Source organism: Rhodococcus sp. IEGM 1307 (assembly GCF_030056915.1).
In the GTDB taxonomy this organism is placed as follows: Bacteria; Actinomycetota; Actinomycetes; order Mycobacteriales; family Mycobacteriaceae; genus Rhodococcus_F; species Rhodococcus_F opacus_D.
The window spans coordinates 1-17,325 of the sequence record NZ_JASHKW010000037.1 but is presented as its reverse complement, the minus strand read 5'-3'; the positions used below and the strand labels follow the sequence as shown (position 1 = coordinate 17,325).

17 protein-coding genes are annotated in these 17,325 nt (G+C 68.7%); 5 read left to right on the top strand and 12 right to left on the bottom strand.

Features of this window, described 5'->3' with window-relative positions; all coding sequences use genetic code 11:
• Positions 1-144: 144 nt before the first annotated feature.
• Positions 145-741, bottom strand: coding sequence for a TetR/AcrR family transcriptional regulator (locus tag QM841_RS40900; RefSeq protein ID WP_280784803.1), 597 nt, complete (start codon positions 739-741; stop codon positions 145-147).
• A 126-nt stretch (positions 742-867) separates the two neighbouring features.
• Between QM841_RS40900 and QM841_RS40895 the strand changes: the two genes are divergently transcribed.
• From QM841_RS40895 to QM841_RS40885, 3 genes are all read left to right on the top strand, one after another.
• Positions 868-2,373: an APC family permease gene (locus QM841_RS40895; RefSeq protein WP_283336486.1), complete on the top strand. Its 1,506-nt coding sequence runs from the start codon at positions 868-870 to the stop codon at positions 2,371-2,373.
• A 4-nt stretch (positions 2,374-2,377) separates the two neighbouring features.
• Positions 2,378-3,277 carry a carbon-nitrogen hydrolase family protein gene (locus QM841_RS40890; protein WP_283336485.1) on the top strand — a complete coding sequence of 300 codons (900 nt, stop codon included), beginning with the start codon at positions 2,378-2,380 and terminating at the stop codon, positions 3,275-3,277.
• 70 nt (positions 3,278-3,347) lie between these two features.
• Positions 3,348-4,394, top strand: coding sequence for a GGDEF domain-containing protein (locus QM841_RS40885; protein WP_283336484.1), 1,047 nt, complete (start codon positions 3,348-3,350; stop codon positions 4,392-4,394).
• 28 nt (positions 4,395-4,422) lie between these two features.
• Here the strand turns inward: QM841_RS40885 and QM841_RS40880 are convergent, their stop codons facing one another.
• Positions 4,423-5,379: a DMT family transporter gene (locus QM841_RS40880; RefSeq protein WP_283336483.1), complete on the bottom strand. Its 957-nt coding sequence runs from the start codon at positions 5,377-5,379 to the stop codon at positions 4,423-4,425.
• A gap of 74 nt (positions 5,380-5,453) precedes the next feature.
• Between QM841_RS40880 and QM841_RS40875 the strand changes: the two genes are divergently transcribed.
• Complete coding sequence (locus tag QM841_RS40875; RefSeq protein WP_105423218.1) at positions 5,454-6,356, top strand: LysR family transcriptional regulator; 903 nt, start codon at positions 5,454-5,456, stop codon at positions 6,354-6,356.
• A gap of 138 nt (positions 6,357-6,494) precedes the next feature.
• Positions 6,495-7,100 carry an Rv1733c family protein gene (locus QM841_RS40870; protein WP_283336482.1) on the top strand — a complete coding sequence of 202 codons (606 nt, stop codon included), beginning with the start codon at positions 6,495-6,497 and terminating at the stop codon, positions 7,098-7,100.
• A gap of 26 nt (positions 7,101-7,126) precedes the next feature.
• Here the strand turns inward: QM841_RS40870 and QM841_RS40865 are convergent, their stop codons facing one another.
• From QM841_RS40865 to QM841_RS40820, 10 genes are all read right to left on the bottom strand, one after another.
• A complete protein-coding gene (locus tag QM841_RS40865; RefSeq protein ID WP_283336481.1) occupies positions 7,127-8,065 on the bottom strand; it encodes a dioxygenase family protein in 939 nt (312 codons plus the stop codon).
• Between the two features lie 142 nt (positions 8,066-8,207).
• Positions 8,208-8,408: a hypothetical protein gene (locus tag QM841_RS40860; RefSeq protein WP_105423212.1), complete on the bottom strand. Its 201-nt coding sequence runs from the start codon at positions 8,406-8,408 to the stop codon at positions 8,208-8,210.
• A 148-nt stretch (positions 8,409-8,556) separates the two neighbouring features.
• Positions 8,557-9,129: an Rv1733c family protein gene (locus QM841_RS40855; protein ID WP_283336508.1), complete on the bottom strand. Its 573-nt coding sequence runs from the start codon at positions 9,127-9,129 to the stop codon at positions 8,557-8,559.
• 159 nt (positions 9,130-9,288) lie between these two features.
• The gene (locus QM841_RS40850) at positions 9,289-10,422 is read right to left on the bottom strand and encodes a DUF3500 domain-containing protein (RefSeq protein ID WP_283336480.1); all 1,134 of its coding nucleotides are present in this window, start codon (positions 10,420-10,422) and stop codon (positions 9,289-9,291) included.
• Between the two features lie 54 nt (positions 10,423-10,476).
• Positions 10,477-12,111, bottom strand: a complete 1,635-nt coding sequence (locus tag QM841_RS40845; protein ID WP_283336479.1) for an FAD-dependent oxidoreductase — start codon at positions 12,109-12,111, stop codon at positions 10,477-10,479.
• On the bottom strand, positions 12,108-12,953 hold the full coding sequence (locus tag QM841_RS40840; protein ID WP_283336478.1) for a fumarylacetoacetate hydrolase family protein: 846 nt from the start codon (positions 12,951-12,953) through the stop codon (positions 12,108-12,110). Before QM841_RS40840 ends, QM841_RS40845 begins: the two co-directional genes overlap by 4 nt.
• Positions 12,954-12,994: 41 nt before the next feature.
• Positions 12,995-14,272 carry an MFS transporter gene (locus QM841_RS40835; RefSeq protein WP_283336477.1) on the bottom strand — a complete coding sequence of 426 codons (1,278 nt, stop codon included), beginning with the start codon at positions 14,270-14,272 and terminating at the stop codon, positions 12,995-12,997.
• A 136-nt stretch (positions 14,273-14,408) separates the two neighbouring features.
• Positions 14,409-15,086 carry a FadR/GntR family transcriptional regulator gene (locus tag QM841_RS40830; RefSeq protein WP_005237792.1) on the bottom strand — a complete coding sequence of 226 codons (678 nt, stop codon included), beginning with the start codon at positions 15,084-15,086 and terminating at the stop codon, positions 14,409-14,411.
• A 51-nt stretch (positions 15,087-15,137) separates the two neighbouring features.
• Positions 15,138-16,208, bottom strand: coding sequence for a quercetin 2,3-dioxygenase (locus QM841_RS40825; RefSeq protein ID WP_283336476.1), 1,071 nt, complete (start codon positions 16,206-16,208; stop codon positions 15,138-15,140).
• Positions 16,205-17,149 carry an alpha/beta hydrolase gene (locus tag QM841_RS40820; RefSeq protein ID WP_283336475.1) on the bottom strand — a complete coding sequence of 315 codons (945 nt, stop codon included), beginning with the start codon at positions 17,147-17,149 and terminating at the stop codon, positions 16,205-16,207. Before QM841_RS40820 ends, QM841_RS40825 begins: the two co-directional genes overlap by 4 nt.
• Positions 17,150-17,325: the final 176 nt, after the last annotated feature.

Genomic DNA, 17,325 nt, shown 5'->3' with positions numbered 1-17,325 from the left:
CTCTCCGAAATCCACTGGCAGTCGTTAGGCCGGAGAAGAGACGTTCTGCAGGATCTTGATGGGAGGCTCCTTGTCGGTGCTCGGCGGCCGGGCCTGGCGACGCGCACCCAACCTATCCGTTACTCACAGTTCCCCACACTCGGCCTAGCCGCTCAGATCGTGGCCGGTGGCCGCGCGCGCGTAGGAGTGGAGGCTGGCGATCACCTCGCCACGGCTGCGACGTCCGGCCAGCACCTCCATCTGGTAGCCGTCCTCCATGGCCACGAAGTTCGCTGCGAGCAGGCGCGGCGGGTCGGTGAGCGTGAAGTGACCCTGAGTCTGACCGATGACGAGAATGCCGTAGTAGACGGCGATTTGGCGCTCGGTCAGCGAACTGTCCAGGGCCGCCGCCTTGGCGTCGCGCAGCGATCTCGGCCAGCATTCGAACAGCAGTCGGACCAGTTCGTCGTCCGGTCCGCTCGCGACGCCGTGGTCGATGCAGGCCCGGAGGCGGTCGCGCGCGTCGGGGAACTGGTCGGCGACGCGCTCGCGCTCCTGACTGAACCGCTCGATGGCCCGCTGATACGTCTCGTAGATCAACGCGTCCAGGTCGCCGTAGTAGAGCACCGCCGCAGGGGTGACCCCGGCCTGCTCCGCGATGTCACGCAGACGCACCCCCTCCAGTCCGCGCGCGAGCACCGCCCGCTGGACGGCCTCACCGAGTTCGGCCCGGCGGGCCCCCTGATCCTTCTTCCGTGCCACGCCCTCGCTCCATCCTTACCGGTTTCTATATGGAGATTTAGACAATACCTGCCCAGTTATTGACAGGTAGATCACACTGTTCTTAAATTTCTATTTAAAGAATCCAACCCGATCTCAGGAGTCACCGTGTCGACCAATCCCACCGACGCCGAGACGAGTCTCGACCCACCACCAGCACCCACCGGAAAGGGACTGCGGGGCGGCTCCGTGGGTCTGCTCGCCGCAGTCGCGCTCGGCCTGTCCTCGGTCGCGCCGGCGTACAGCATCGCGGTCACGCTCGGTTTCGTGACGATGGTCGTCGGAAACCTCGCCCCCGCCGCCCTGCTCCTCGGTTTCGTGCCGATCCTTCTGACCGCGTTCGCTTTTCGCGAGCTGAACCGGGAGATGCCGGACTGCGGCACCACGTTCGTCTGGACCACCCGCGCGTTCGGTCCGCACACGGGATGGCTCTCCGGCGGCTGGGTGGTGCAGATCGCGACCCTCATCGCGATGACGGCACTCGCCCGAGTCGGAGCCGGGTACCTCCTGACCCTGCTCGGCCTGGATTCGCTGGCGTCCGACAACGTCGCCGTGATCGTCACCGCGGTCCTGATCGTCGCCGCGGTCACCACCATCGCCTACCGCGGGCTGCAACTGGCCGCGTCCGTGCAGTACGTGCTGCTGGGGCTGCAACTGGTCGCCCTGTTCGGGTTCGGAGCGGCCGCGTTCGCCCGCACCGGCGCCTCCGCACCGAGCCTGTCCTGGCTGAACCCGTTCGCGTTCGGCGGCTTCGGCCCCTTCGCGGAGGCGGTGCTGCTGTGCCTGTTCATCTACTGGGGATGGGACGCGCTGATCACCGTCAACGAGGAAACCCGTGACAGCGACCGCATCCCCGGTCAGGCCGCCGTGATCTCCACCCTCGTCCTGCTCGGCACGTACCTCTTCACCGGATTCGCCGCGATCAGCTTCGCCGGCATCGGCACCGACGGGCTGGGCCTGGGCAATCCCGACAACGCGGGGGACGTACTCGCCACGCTCGGGCCGCCGGTACTCGGCGCGGGCCTGTCGAAGGTGGTCGAACTCGCCATCTGCGTGTCGGCGATCTCGGCGCTGCTCACGTGTGTCATCGGCAGCTCACGCGCCACCCTCTCCATGGGCGCCCACGGCGCACTGCCCCGCGCCTTCACCCGAATCCACCCCACCTACCGCACGCCCGCGTTCGCCACCGTGTTCTTCGGTGCGACCGCCGCGGTCCTGCTGACCGTCCTCACGCTCGTCTCCGGCAACTTCCTCGGCGACGCGATCCTTTCGATCGGACTGCTCATCGCGTTCTACTACGGCGTCACCGGTCTCGCCTGTGTCTGGTACTTCCGCCACCGCCTGACCGACTCGCCGCGCGACCTGTTCCTCCGGGGAATCCTGCCCGCACTGGGCGGGACGATCATGCTCGCCGCCTTCGCGCGCAGCGCCCACGACATGCTCGACCCGGGCTACGGGGCGACCTCGTTCCACGGCATCGGCGGGGTGTTCCTGCTCGGTGTGGGCTCGATCGCCGTCGGCGCCGTGGTGATGCTGCTCGTCCGCACCCGTTTCCGCCGCTTCTTCCGAGACGGCCGCACCGCCGTCACCGAACTGACCGTCACAGAGGACTGAACCCATGCGCACACTGACCATCGCCGCCATCCAGACCGCCCCGGTCCCGTTCGACGTGGAGGCCACCTGGCAGCGGTTCGCCGACCAGGTCCGCGCCGTGCGCGACACCTTCCCGCACGTCGAACTCGTCGTGGTCCCCGAACTCGTGCTGGCCGCGGAGGCGCCTCTCCTGCAGGCCCGCGCCGACTGGATGGACCAGGTGGCGCTGCCACTCGCCGGCCCCCACATCGACCGGATCTGCGCACTCGCCGAGGAAACCGGCCTGTGGCTGGTGCCCGGAAGCCTCTACGAGCGCGGCGACGACGACAGGATCTACAACACCGCCATCGCCGTGTCGCCGCTCGGCGAGGTGGTGGCCCGCTACCGCAAGGTCTTCCCCTGGCAGCCGTACGAGCAGACCGCACCCGGAAGCGAGTTCGTCGTCTTCGACATCCCCGGCACCGGCCGGATCGGCCTGGCGATCTGCTACGACGGCTCCTTCCCGGAGACTGCACGCCAACTGGCCTGGCTCGGGGCGGAAGTGATCATCCAACCCACCCTCACCACCACCCGTGACCGCGAGATGGAACTCGTCTGCTCCCGCGCCAACGCGTGGACCAACCAGGTCTACGTCGTCAACGTGAACGGCGCCGACCCGGCCGGGGTCGGCGCCAGCGTCGTCGTCGACCCCGAGGGCATCGTCCGCCAGCAGGCCGGGTCGGGCGAAGAAGTGCTCGTCGACACCCTCGACCTCGACGCCGTGACCCGGGTCCGCACGTACGGCACGTTCGGCCTCAACCGCCCCTGGGACCAGATCGCCCGGCACGGCGACGGGATCCGGCTCCCGATGTACGGCGGCGGGGGCATCCAGACACCGCCGTGGCACGACGACGCCGTGCCGGTCCCCGCGTCCACACCCAGCTGACCCGCCCTCCCGGAAGGGGCGGTCACGAGAGACCCGCCCCATCCGGGACCGGTCCTGGATAATTGCGAGGGTGAGGCCCCTCGCTGCTTCGTCCGTCGACACGGTCCTGCAGGACTATCAGCCGCGCATCCTGCGCCGCTACCTGTGGATCACGACTGCGCTGCATCTGGCGGGGTTCGTCCTCCCTCCCATGGTCGGGTTGTCGATCCGGCCGGAGACCGTCGCCGCTCGCACGGCCGGCGTTCTTCTCGGAGTGTTCGCACTCGTCGTGCTGCACCGGGGCGGGCGCAGGCCGAGCCGACGGGCCTACCAGGTCTGCACCACGGCGGCACTGCTCGCCACTCCGATCGTGATGTCCGGTCTCGTTCTCGCCGTGGCCCAACTCCTCTGCGCGATCGCGGCGATGTTCCTGGCGATGTATTTCGTCGTGTTCTACCCGAAGCGGCAGTCGCGGCTCCTCGTCGGATGCCTCACCGGGTTGATGGTGGTCGGAGTCGTCGTCGCACCCACCGCGTTGACGCTGGTGCCGGTCGAGGTGGACACGGTAACGGTGAAGGCCGCCGTTCTCGTCGTGGCCGTCACCTGCGTACTCGGTGCGGCCGAGATGTTCGGGTCCCTCACCCGGACCCTGATCGAATCGGCCAGCACCGACGGACTGACGGCCCTGCTCAACCGCGCCGGTTTCGAGCTCGCGTTCCGGCACGCCCTCGAAGGCGCGGGCACCGGACAGGTCTCCGTGACGTTGGTCCTCATCGACGTCGACCAGTTCAAGTCGACCAACGATCACTACGGCCACGCCGCGGGCGACGCTGTTCTCGTCGACCTCGCGAACTACCTCGCCGAGCACATGCCCCGCGGCGCCCTTCTCGCCCGGGTGGGCGGCGACGAGTTCGTCACCTGCGTGGTCGGCGAGCATCACGCCGAGCTGCCCGGCGTGATGGCGCAACTCGCCCGGCAGAGCCCGACCCCGTTCAGCTTCGGCTGCGCGTCGTGCACCGGCGAGGCCGACCCACTCACCGCGCTCTATCGAACCGCCGACCGCGAGCTGTACTCGGCGAAGCAGCGACAGCACCCACCCGAACCGCCCGCCGACGAACCCACACTGCGGACGGGGTGAAACACCTGGGCAGACGCCGCACCCTGCGTCATTCGGCGATTCGCGCGGTCACCGGACGCCGGTCCGCCGCCTTCACGTGGGTGACCACCCACACCGCTGCGACGACGAGTGCGCAGCCGGCGAACTGCCCGATGCTGGGACGCTCGTGCACGATCGCGATGGAGAACAGCATCGCCAGCACCGGCTGGAGCAGCAGCAACGTGGCGCCCACCTCGGCGGCGAGCCGCGGCAGGGCGAATCCGATGAGGACCCAGCCGAGCACCTGGCTGCTGAGCGACAGCGCCGCCAGCCATCCCAGCGCGGGCCATCCCGGTGTGAGGTCCACCGTTCCCCACAGCGATCCCACGGCGGTCCCGACGATGCCCGCGGCGATCGTCGACACGAACACCTGCGACGACGCCCGGTGTGCGGATCCGGCGCGGCCGATGACGAAGATGTAGATCCCGTAGGCCACGCCCGCCGCCAGCGACAGCAGAGTTCCGAGGAACAGCTGATCGCCGTCGCCGCTGCCGCCGAGGATTCCGCCGGCGAGAGCCACACCGGCGAACAGGAAGGGAACCGCCACGACGAACCGGACCGGCACCCGCGCACGGAAGAAGACCCACGCGAGCAGTGGCACGACGACGACTTGCACGTTGACGACGACGGTGGAGATTCCGGCGCCGATCAGGTGGATCGATCGCGCCCACAGCGCGAAGTCGACGCCGAGCATCATGCCGCCGAGCACCTGGGCGCCGATCACCCGACGCGGAATCCCGCCGTACCGCCGAAACTCTTGCAGCGCAAAAAGACCGAGGATGGGCAGCGCCAGCACACACCGGAAGAACGTCGACGTGGCCGGCTCCACCCCGGACAGCTTGATGAGACTGCCGGTCAGCGAAGTCGCCACCGCACCCGCCAGCACCAGCAGTCGCGGATCCACGGACGCGACGCTGAAGGAGGGGCTGACGAGGGCACGGGGACGCAAACGGAGAGCGGTAGTCACACCGAGAATTCTCCGAGGCCCCAACCATTACAACAAGTGAATAGTCGTGTCATGAAAGCAGTAGCATCACTACTATGTTGAGCGTCGATCGCCTCCGCGCGCTGTGCGCTGTCGCCGAACACGGATCGATCGGCGCCGCAGCCCGCGCCCTGCACGTGACGCCATCCGGGGTGTCGCAGCAACTCGGCAAGTTCGAACGGGAGGTCGGCGTCCGGCTCCTGGTGCCCGCGGGCCGCGGCGTCCAGCTCACCGATGCCGGCCGGCTCCTGGCCCGTCGCGGGCAGGAAGTGATATCGCTTCTGGCGCAGGCCGAATCCGAAGTCGTCTCCCTCGACCGCGACGTGGTGGGAGAACTGCGAATCGGGTCCTTCTCCTCCGCAGGCAGAGTCGTCGTGCCGACTGCCGTGGCGACGCTGCGCAGGCGTCACCCGCAGCTCGCGGTCAGCTTCTTCGCCGGCGAGACCGAGGACCTCATACCCGCGATCGTGCGCCGGGAACTCGACCTCGCCGTCGTCGACAGCTGGGTCACGATGCCACTGCACCTGCCCGAGGACGCAGTGCACACCCTGGTGCACCGCGACTCCGCCGACGTCGCACTGTCCCGGGACCATCCGCTGGCGTCCCGCGATCACGTCGATCTCGACGAGATCGCGGACATGCCGTGGACGACGTGGAAGAAGGGCGCGGTGTACCACACCTGGCTGGTGCAGACGTTGCGCAACCGCGGCGTCGAACCGGATATCAGGTACGAAGTGCCCGAATTCGCGGCTCAACTCGAATTCGTCGCGCACGGTCTCGCCGCCGCACTCGTGCCGCGTCTGGCCCGCGTCTGGGTGCCGGACAACGTGGCGATCGTCCCCGTGCGTCCCACACTCGAACGCGAGATCTACGCACTCCGCCGCGCCGACAACGACCGCCCCACGGTCAGGGCCGGGATCGAGGCACTGACCGAAGCCTTCGCCGGAATCGGCGCGTGACAGCTCCCCCGTCGCCCGACCTTTCGCGACAGGTCTGACGCGGCCACACCGGCCGCGCACGAACACCTGCCAGAAGGCCCTACACGTGCAGGCGTTTCGGTTGCACAATGGTGGTGGGCAACCACCCGGAGGTGCGCGATGAGCGAAACGTGTGCAGCGCCGACACGGCTGTGGCGTCTGGGTCCATGGAGCCGCAACCCGCTCATGCGGGGGTGCGACCGGCTCCGCTCCGCGATGGTCCTCATCGGGGTGTTCTTCGTGCTCATGATGATTCCACTGGCCGCGGCCTACGGAACCGAGACGTACTCACGGCTCGACCAGCAGACGCAGGCCGAACTCGCCACCCAGCACCCGACACCCGCCAGGCTCGTCGAGGATTCCCGCACCGGGACCACGGGAGAACCCCTGCCGGCCGCACCCCAGTATCAAGCCCACGCACGGGTGCAGTGGTCGGCGAACGGGCAGACTCACACCGCCGACGTTCCCACCGAATCGGGCGCGAAGGCCGGCCAGACCGTCAGCGTCTGGCTCGACCCGAACGGCGATCTCGTCCCGGCGCCGGAGACCGGTTCGCAGAACGCCGCCACGGCGGTGAGCGTCGCGTGCGGGATCTGGGTGACCGCGACCGGCGGGTACTGCCTCCTCTTCCTCGTCGTCCACTGGGTCGCGTCCCGCCGCCAGCAGGCTCAGCTGACCCGCGAATGGAACGAACTCGACCGACCACCCGGGTGGCACGTCAGCTGACGGACGACGGAACCGAGCCGCGACGGCTACCGGCCGGGTGCCCCGTTCGGCGGCTGCCCGCCACCCTCACCGGGACCGCTCGGCGCGGACTGCGTGTTCGCCGACTTCTCGGCGACACCGATCGTGATCGAGATCGTCATACCGGTGGCGGGTTGTCCCGACACGGTGGCCAACTCGGCATCCCAGCCGTCCCCGAACACGTTGTCCGAGTCCAGGGAGACCTTCGACAGGTTGCCGACACTGTTCGCGTACCCGCTGTCGTAGGCGAAGACGGTGGTGCACGCGTCCTGCGGCACTGCGATCTGCGACGTCAACCGGGCGCCCTCGCCCGCCACCGCAGATTCCAGTGAGTCGAACACCTCGAAGTGAATGTGCGGCCAGCGTCCCGAGTAGCAGGCCGGGAAGATCGACGTGAACGACACCGTGCCGGCGGAGTCCGCCACCTGAACGCCGCGCAGGTAGTTCTGCTCGGTGATGCCCTGACCGTAGAGCGAGTACTCGCCGTCCCGGTCGCAGTGCCACAGGTAGACGGCCATTCCCGCGCCGGCCGCGCAGTCCTTCGTCAGATCCTGCAGGTTCAGTTCGATGGTCGTCGCGACACCCTCCGCCGTCCCGGAGTACGCGCCGAAGCTGCTGCGAATGTCCTGCCGGACGATCCCCGACTCGACCAGCACGTTCGGGCCGTTGGACCCGTCGCCGGGATACGGGCCGGCCGTTTCCTGCGGCGCCGCCGCCACGCACGTGCCGTCGCTCACCGTCTCCGCCGTGGTCGCGGCGGCCCCTGTCGACGACGAGGACGACGTCGCCGTCGATCCCGCCGACGAGCACGCCGCGAGCGCGGTCGCACCCGCCGCGCCGAACACGAACAGTGCGCGGCGACGCGACAACATCGATTTCAGGTCGTGGCTGAGGCCGCGATCGTGCTCGTGCACTTCGTCGGCGTGGTGACGCGGGCTCTTCGTCATGAGGACCTCTCCATGGGCTGTTCCGGTTACATCCCATACAAGCGGTCGCCGGTGCGGGCACCCTCGAGCTTCGCTGTGGAGTCGCTGTGAACGCCTGTCGCCCAGCAGCGGTCGCCTGGGGCCGTCTCGCGAGACGCGTCGGTCAGAGAGATTCGGCGCCGGCCGTGCCGGAGAATGATTCGTTCTCGAGGTCACGCACGAGGGGGATGCCGAGGGCAGCGAGCAGCATCCGGCAGTCGTCGGCATCGATCGAGTGGTGGGCGACGGTCCGCTGCGCCTTACGGACGGACTCTTCGTCGAGCTCGCGTTCGCTTTCGAATATAGAAGCATCCCGGTCGGACATGGCTCCCACCTTTCCTCGGCATCACCTGAATAGCCCGGAGTGAGGCCACCGAAACCGACACGGGACAGCGCGACCGGGTGTCGTCCGAAGTGGATTCGGATCCGTCCGAGGTGAGGTACGAGGCCTGTCGAACCGGCCTGCGGGAGGATCAGCGACTGTAGGTCGCGAACAGCCTGCGGATGCTCTCGTCCCAGTACTGCTGGCGCCGGCGTTCGACCGCGCGGGAGAACATCGCCCACACCGCACCCAGGAGCAGCGCGCTCGCGCCGAGGGTGATGAGCACTGCCGCGACCGCGGCGCTGACGACGTCGGAGGTCGTGATCCGCGGGCCGGCCCAGCTTCCGTCGTCGCCGACGGCGATGGTCTTCGAGGTGCCCGCCGGAGTCCCCGAGGGGACCTCGATGCTGTCGGTGCGAGACTCGGAGCCCCAGGCCCACGTCGCCTTCACCATCGGGGTGGTCCGGACCGAGCCGCGCGGCGACAGGGTGATGGGGGCGTCGGCGCTGGTGACGGCCTCGACGAGGGTCGTGGTGGCGCGTTGTTGCGCGGCCCGCGCACTCTCCTGGTGGTACTCCCAGGTGCCGATCACGATCGCGACACCCGCGAGGGTGACGATGACGGATTTCAGGGTGGCCGCGAACCGATCGACCGGTCGCGCGAACGGGTTGGACGGTCGACCCGACACCGAGTACACCACGGTTGCCTTCGAGCGCCCCAACACAATCCACCTCATTGTTTCGTCCACGTTAAATGTCAGCTTCACCAGTGTCGCCACTGATCAGGCAACAGGGAAACCGAAATGGACAAACTTGACGAGTCTCACACTCCGCGGGCAGACCGGAGTCGGCCCCGCTCAGCGCTGTGCGGGGCCGAGCGGCACTCAGGTTTCGAGGTGCGGATCGGACTGTTCGCTGGACACCGTCCGGCTGCTCAGGTGCCCGCCGCCCCACTTCGAGTCGGTCCCGGCGTGGAGTGCGAGCAGGTCGTGTCCGAAGTCGTTGTCGAAGTCCCGCAGCACGGTGTGCAGGTGATTTCCACCGCCGACGGCGTTGACCGCCTCGATGAGGTACCGGTCGGTGTGGACGCGGAAGTAGTGCGGTGCGCCGCGCTTCTGCGCACCGGCCCACGCGAAGAACACCCGGTCGATGCCGCCCTCCCGCAGCGCCTGCCGGTGGCGGTCGCCGGCCTCCTCGGGCAGTCGCTCGAGATAGCAGTCCACGACCCCGAGCAGCGTGTGCTGCTGGTCACCGGACAACTTCGCGCCGCTGATCCCGGACGGCCGATCGCGCACGAACTTCAGGGCGACCCGGTCGGCGTCGGTGATGGTGTAGCCGGGCATGCCGAGGTCGTAGTGGTCGGGGTATTCGTAGGCCCCGATCCGCGGCACCTGCCGGGTCACGAAGTCGGCCGGTGCGACGTCGTGGATGACGGCGAGGCCGCGCTGCTCGTCGTCCAGGGAGGCCAGCAGGTCGAAGGCCAGGCCCTCGTCGTCGGCGAGCGGTTTGAGCACCCCGTCGTACTCGGTGGGCTGCGCGCCCAACGCGACCGGGGTGGCGGAGATCCACCGCTCGTCGACGATCGTCAGGTTGAGGCAGACGTGGTGACCGAGGAAACGCAGCGTCCAGGTGTCCTCGAAGCCGGGGCGGCCGAAGAAGGTCAGGAAGTACGAATCCGAGGTGCGCCAGGTCTGCAGTGCCGGTCCGAGGAAATCCTGCTCGTAGTCCCGGAGGACGTGCTCGAGTTGGGGGATCGAGAGCACCTTCGTGAAGGTGCGCAGCGGCACGGCCAACCGGATCAGATCCCACACCAGCACCTTCTGGTGACGGTCCAACTGGTGCAGCGGGATGCCGGTGCGGTCCGGTTTGGGGATGATGTCCCAGTTCAACCGCCGCGGGTCGTCGAAATCGTCGATGATCGCGGTCGCCCGTTGCCGGGGGTCGAACGTATCGATCAAACCCATGGCGGTCACGAGCAGCTTGGTCGCCGTCTGAGGCGCCTCATGGAGAGCAGACACGTGAATCTTCCTTCTCGAGTGTGGAGGTGGAGCGTCCGGCGAGGGGAGGTGTTCTCACCATCCCGCCGCGATGTCGATCGCCTTCTCGGCGCTCGCGAGGTCGCCGCCCCGCCACGCCACGTGCTGGTCGGGTCGGACGAGGACGAAGGGGGCGCCGAGGAGACTGCCCAGAGATCCCCCGGTGTCGGACAATCGCAGCACCGTCACAGGGACACCGAGTTCCTCGGCCTTCGCCGTCAGCGGTTCGAGTTCGGCGGTGTGCCGCGAGGATCCCACGTCGTCCAGCACGACGAGGGTGTACTCCGGGCCGAGAACGTCGTAGAGCGAACGGCCGTCTCCCAACCACGCGTGCGGCAGTAGCGCTCCGGGGCACGCGGTGGGCACGTACTCGACGGGATCTTCCGCCGGCGGCGCCGATCCATCGGGCACGATGACGGGCGAGTCGGTGTAGGCGTAGCCGAGAACGAGTCCGAGTGAATGGAATTCGCTCTTCTTCACGGCGAGCGCCTCTGCCGTGCGGCGGCGCGCCTCCTCCGCTGCCGGACCGTCCTGACCGATCTCGACGGTGGAGAAATGATGCGCGAGAGCCTTTTCCTGCGCTCCGGCTTCGGCGATGGTGCGGGCGGCGACGGGCCGGCGTTCGGCTTCGTAACTGTCGAGCAGTTGCGGCCCGGCCCAGCCGCGCAGCGTCGCCGCGATCTTCCAGGCGACGTTGACGGCGTCACCGATGCACGTGTTGTACCCGTGCCCGCCCCACGGCGGATTGAGATGCGCGGCGTCGCCGACGAGGAACACCCGGCCCTTGCGGTAGCTGTCGGACAGCAACATTCGTGCCACCCACGGGTCGGTGGCGATGATCTCGACCGGGACCGGCTCGCCGATGAGGCGGTGCACGAGCGCGGTGGCGTCGACCTCCTCGTCCCGGACGTCGACGCCCTGCACGATCGCCCACCAGGTGTCCGACAGGTCGAGCCGGCCCACGATGCCCGCTGCCCCGGGCGCCATCACCCAGTGGTGGACGGCACCGTCGAACGGCACCCGCTCGGCCAGGCCCGGCGCACGGAACAGGATGCTGAGATTGGGGCGCTCGCCGGACGTGCCCTCGAACCGGGCGCCGATGGACTCGCGCACGATGCTCGCGCCGCCGTCGCACCCGAGGACGTAGTCCGCCACGACCGTTCGGGTCTGCCCCGGACCCTCCACCGTGGCACGGACGGTGCCGTCGGGGAGTTCCTCGAGCGACGTGACCCGCGCCCCGAGCTGCAGGGTGGCGAATTCGCTGCGCTGCACCGCCTCCCGAAGCACGGTCTCCACAACAGGTTGTGGTGCCTGCTGGCCGCGTTCGGGCGCCAGCGTCGGGGTGGCGACGTCGAGCTGGAAGCCGTTCTCGAACCGGGTGATCTCGTGGCCTAGCAGAGTCGAGCAGAACACGATGTCCTGCGCCCACTCGACGGGAAGGGGCGACGCGGCACGCACCTCGTCGGCCAGTCCCCACCGCCGCAGGTGCGTCATGGTGCGGGCGTTGGTGGTCTTGGCGCGCGGGCGTTCGGCGTCGACGTCGACCCTCGGTTCGACGACCAGGCTTGCCACCCCGTGGTGGGCCAGTTCGAGCGCGGCCGCGAGCCCGGACGGCCCGCCGCCGGCGATCAGTACCGGTGTCCGGTCGACACCGGACGCGACGTCGGTCATGCGCCCTTCCTTCCGCTGGCATCGACGATCGGGGTCCGCAGGACGCCGAGCTTGTCGATCTCCACCTCGACGATATCGCCGGGCCCGAGCAGCCACGGTGGGTTGCGCACGTAGCCGACGCCCTCCGGGGTGCCGGTGGCGATGATGTCGCCGGGGTGCAGGGTGAACGTCTCGCTGATGAGGGCGATGATCTCGCCGACCGAGAAGATCAGGTCCCGGGTGTTGCCGTCCTGCACGACCGTTCCGTTGACGCGGGTCTGCACCCGCAGACCGTCGGACAGATCCCCGACCTCACCGGCGGGAACCAGCGGGCCGAGGGGGCCGGACCGGTCGCCGTTCTTGCCGAGCGTCCATTGCGCGGTCAGCTTCTGCGCCTTGCGGGCGGTGAGGTCGTTGAAGCAGGCGTAGCCGAGCACCCCGGCCTGGCCGGTGGCCGCGTCGACGCTTTCGAGCCGGGTGCCGATGAACGCGGCAACCTCACCCTCCCAGTCCAGGCCCGCCTCGTTGGCCGGCACCGGCGTCGGGGCTCCGTCGACGCTCAGCGACGGGGTCCACCGCCCGAACAACGTCGGGTAGGGCGGCGGGGTGAAGCCGCCCTCGGCGGCGTGGGCCTTGTAGTTGAGGCCGACGCAGATGACGCGGGCGGAGTCGGGCACCGGCGGCACCACGCTGACGAGCGTGACGTCGATCTCGGGCGATTCGAGGTGTTCCGCTCGTGCCACCCAGCCGGCGGCGTCGCTCCAGAATTCCTCGAGTGAGGCGAGCGGTCGAACGAAGCCGTCACGGAGGACACCCACGGTCACGGCGTCCTGATCCTTCTTGCGGTAGCCGACAATCTTCATCTATTTCATCCTTTTCGTCCGCCACCGTTCGGTGGCGAGTCCTAGCGGGAAACTTCGGTGCTGCGCGCGGTGGCCGCTTCGAGGTGGTTGTCCGCGGCGGCGGGGGTGGCGCGGGGGCGTCGAGGGAGGGTGGCCATCACGACGCCGCCGATCAGCGCGGGCACGGCGAATGCCAGTGAGCTGACGATGACGGCACCGCCACCGGCGACGAAGAACGCGCCGTACGTGGGGCCCGCGATCGCGCCCGCCCGGCCGATTCCGAGCGCCCATCCGAGCCCGGTTGCCCTGAACCGGGCCGGGTAGAACGTCGCGATGTGATCGTTGAGCATGTTCTGGGTGCCGAGGCCGCCGAATCCGGCCAACGCCACCAGCAGCATCAGGACGGCGGTCGGCGGGTGCGTGCCCAGCAGCGCGAGAGAGACTGCGGCCGTGGAGAACCCGGCCAGGACCAGCGGCTTCGGACCGAACCGTTCGGCCAGCACGGAGGCGAGCAGCGTTCCGACGATGGCGCCGGCGCTGTAGACGAGCAGGAACGTCACCGCCGAACCGATCGGGTAACCGGCATTGCGCATGATCTGCGGCAGCCAGGTGGTCACCCCGAACATGGTGAGCATGCTGCAGATCGCGACGAACCAGATACCGACCGTGGCCCGCCCCATCCCGTCACCGAAGAGTTTGGCGACCGGCGACTTCGACGCCCGGTCCTCGGAGGATCGTTCGGCGACGAACGCCCGCGACTCCGGCAGAAACGCGAACGCCAACGGCAGCAACGTGATCAGCGGAACCGCACCGAGTGCGTAGACCGGACGGAACCCGAACTCCTCGAGCAGCAGCAGGGACGCCGCCGATGCGAGGACGCCGCCGAACGCCGGTCCGGTGAGCACCATGCCGAGGATCCGGGACCGGTAGGCCGGGGACGCGAACTCCGCCGCCATCGCGATGGCGGTGGGCATCAACCCGCCGATTCCCAGGCCGGCGACCAGCCGGGTGGCGGCGAAGATCTCGAAGGTGGGGGCGATAGCGGTGGCCAGGGTTGCCGTCGAGAAGAGCGTCAGGCACGCGAGGAACAGGCGGCGGCGGCCCAGGATGTCGGTGAGCGTGCCGGCGGTCAGCGAGCCGATGAGGACTCCGACCAGGGCGGCGCTGCCCACGGTGCCTGCCGCCCCGGCGGTGATGAACCAGGGGGCGTGGCCGATCAGGGCGGGCAGGGTGGCGCCGTAGACGAACAGGTCGTATCCGTCGCTGAGGAGGGCAGCCCAGCAGAGGACGGGCACGAGCACTCTGCCGCGGCCGCCGGGCGAGGACGTGGAGAAATTCATGCGGAACACTCCTGGTCAGTGGGGGGAGGATCAACTCCTCCGATAAACGGTTATAACCGTTATGTGTGATGGTAGCCACAGACCACTGCCCACTGTCAAGCACGGGAACCGAGAACGGGCTGCGAGAAGCGATTGCTCAGTGAGCGTGCGCCTGAGCGGCCGCGCGGGCTCGGGCCGGGTCGCCGGACTCGATGGCATCGACCAGCGCGCGGTGCACGTCGATCCGTCGCGCGAAGTACTCGCTGTTGGTGGCGCTTCGTTCGCGGCTCGCGCGCGTCGCGTGCTGCTCGACGTAGGTTTCGAGGCTCAGATAGGTTTCGCGCAACACCTGGTTGGGGCCGATCGCCACGATCCGGCGATGCAGATCCCACACGGCACGGATGAACGCCTCGGGGTCGCCGGCCGAATCCTCGAGAACGGTCATCACCTGCCGCAGGTCGGCGACGTCGGCATCGGTGCGGTGACGGGCGGCCAGTTCCGTCACGAGGGGTTCCAGTTCTTCCCGGACGGCGATGGCGTCGGCGACTCCCGCCGCGTCGCCCTCGACGGTCAGCAGGGTGCGGCCGAGCCGGACCACCGAGGACGGTTCGGCGACGAACAGGCCACCGCCGGGCCCGGGCCGGACGGTGATGACTCCCCGATCCTGCAGGAGCCGGACGGCCTCGATGACCGTTCCGCGGGCCATCCCCGACTCCGCCTGGAGTTCCTTGCGGGTACCCACCCGATCACCGGGCGCGAGTTCACCCGCGGCGATCCGGTCCTGGATGTGGGCGACCAGGGACTCTGCCCGGGTGACGGTGCTCTGGATCGCCATGGCACGAGTGTAGAGCTCGGCCGCTCCGGACGTGTGCGCGCCGGACGGGTCTCAGCGACCGTCGCCTCGTGCCGGCGGCGGGCCGACGACCTCGAGGTCCAGCTCCGCACGCGCCCGCGCGAACCCTTCGGCCGGGAACTGCATGTCGCCGCCCTCGGTGTGGACGTGCGCGTCCGTCGGGACGTTCATGTACTCGAAGAACTTCTCGAACACGCCAGTGGTCAGCAGGCCGAGCATCTGCGTGTTATGGCTGTCGAACGCGAAACTGTGGATCGTCCCGGCCGGCGCATGGAGAAAATCACCCTTGGTCAGCATGATCTCCCGGCCGTTGGCGTGCAGGAGAATTCGACCCTCGATGCAGAAGAAGTTCTCTGTGTGCTCGCGATGGAAGTGACGGGGAATGTACGCACTCTTGCCGCCCATGGTGTGCATCGCGAAATACGTTCCGCCGGTGTTCCGCGGTCGTGCGAGGTAGGTGTTCAGCTGGTCGAGACTCGCCCAGCGGTCGCCTTCGCCCGCCTGCAGCACGTAGGGGGACTCCGCGGCGGGCAACGACGTGCCGGTCACCGCAGGCAGGTCCGTCTTCTCGAGATCGTGGACCCGGACACCGAACCGGTCCGCGAGTTCGGATTGCCGCGCGTCCGACATCGGCGCCGCCTCGGCGTCGAAGACGTGCGATGAGGTGGCCTGACCGGTGGCTTGCGACCACCGGTGCCCGTCGCCGACGGTGAGCCAGCTCAGGAACCGCGTCCGGTGCGCGAGCATGCGGTAGGCGTACGGCGTCCCGGCCGGGACGGTGACCGAGTCACCGGGCACGAGCAGGTGCGATTCGCCCGGCAACCAGATCTGCAGCCGCCCGTCGGTGACGTACAGGAAGCGGTGCTCGCGATCGTGGGCGAGGAACGGCGTCTCGGTTCCCTTGCTGCCGTAGACATATGCGGCACCGAATTGCCCGCCGGTGTCCTCCGGCCGGGCGATGACGGTGATCAGTTGCCCGCCGAGTTCGTGGCGCTCGCCTTCACCGGCGGCCATGGCGTAGGGCACGCAGCGGCCGGGGAGGGTGTCGAGTTGCGGAGCGGCAGCGTGGACCTCGTCGAGGACGGGAATGTCGAAAGTAGTCATGGGGTGGGTGCTCCTGGTTTCAGTGTGTGCGCGAAGAAGGCCTCGACCGCGGCGAACGAGGCGGAGGGGTACCTCTCGGTCAGTGCGCGACCGAAGTCGGTCACCGCGCGAGTCGAGGCGGGCGCCTGCGGATCTCGTTCGAGATGGCCTTGGTCGAGGGTCTGGTCGGGGCCGAGTTCGAGGACGTGGCCCGGGTTGAAGAACCCGTGCCCGAATCCCTCGATCAGATAGAGAATGGCCTCGTTGCCGTGCGCGACGAGAGCGTCGTATAACGCGACGCTCTGCGTGAACGGCACCAGGTTGTCGCCGAGACCGTGCATGACCAGAAACGGCGGTGCTCCGTGCGCCACCTGCAGTGCGGGGCTCGCGGATCTCGCGGCGTCCAGTCGGTCGCGGATCGCGCCGCCGAGCAACGATGCCTCCGGGGAATCGTCCTCCCCCGGCGCCTGTTCCGCGGAGAGGTCGACGAGGCCGGGCAGGTCGGCGGGCCCGTAACCGTCGACGACGGCCTGCACCGAGCTGTCGACGGTCGCGGGTTCTTCCCCGGGCAATCGTGTTGTGCCCGAATGCACTCCGGTCAATGCCGCGAGGTGCCCACCGGCGGACGAGCCCCACACACCGATCCGGTCGGGGTCTATGCCGTGGTCCGCGGCGTTGGCGCGCAGCCAGCGCACCGCCCGCCTGACATCGAAGAGCTGGCCGGGGTGGCAGGTCTCGGGCGCGAGCCGGTAGTCGATGCTGGCCATGACATAGCCGTGCCGTGCGAAGTGTTGCACCAGATCTGGGCATGCAGTGCGGTCTTGAAGCCGCCAACCACCTCCGTGCACCCACACGATCGCAGGCAAGGGGTGCTCTGCTTCGGCGGGACGGACGAGATCGAGTAGCAGATCGGGCGCGTACTCGACGGTGGATCGGCGGACGACGGTCGAAGCCGTGTCCAAGGGACTGAACTCCTTCGGATGCAGGACCCGGGCCTGGGTCGCCGCTTGCGCGGTTGTAAGGCCCTTCCTTAGGTCACTGTCTGTCGGGCACAGTAGCAGCTTCGGCGACCCGAACGGAAGACCCCGCGTTGACTCATCCAAAATGCCCGCGTAAGCCCCTTCGTTGCCTCACGTGA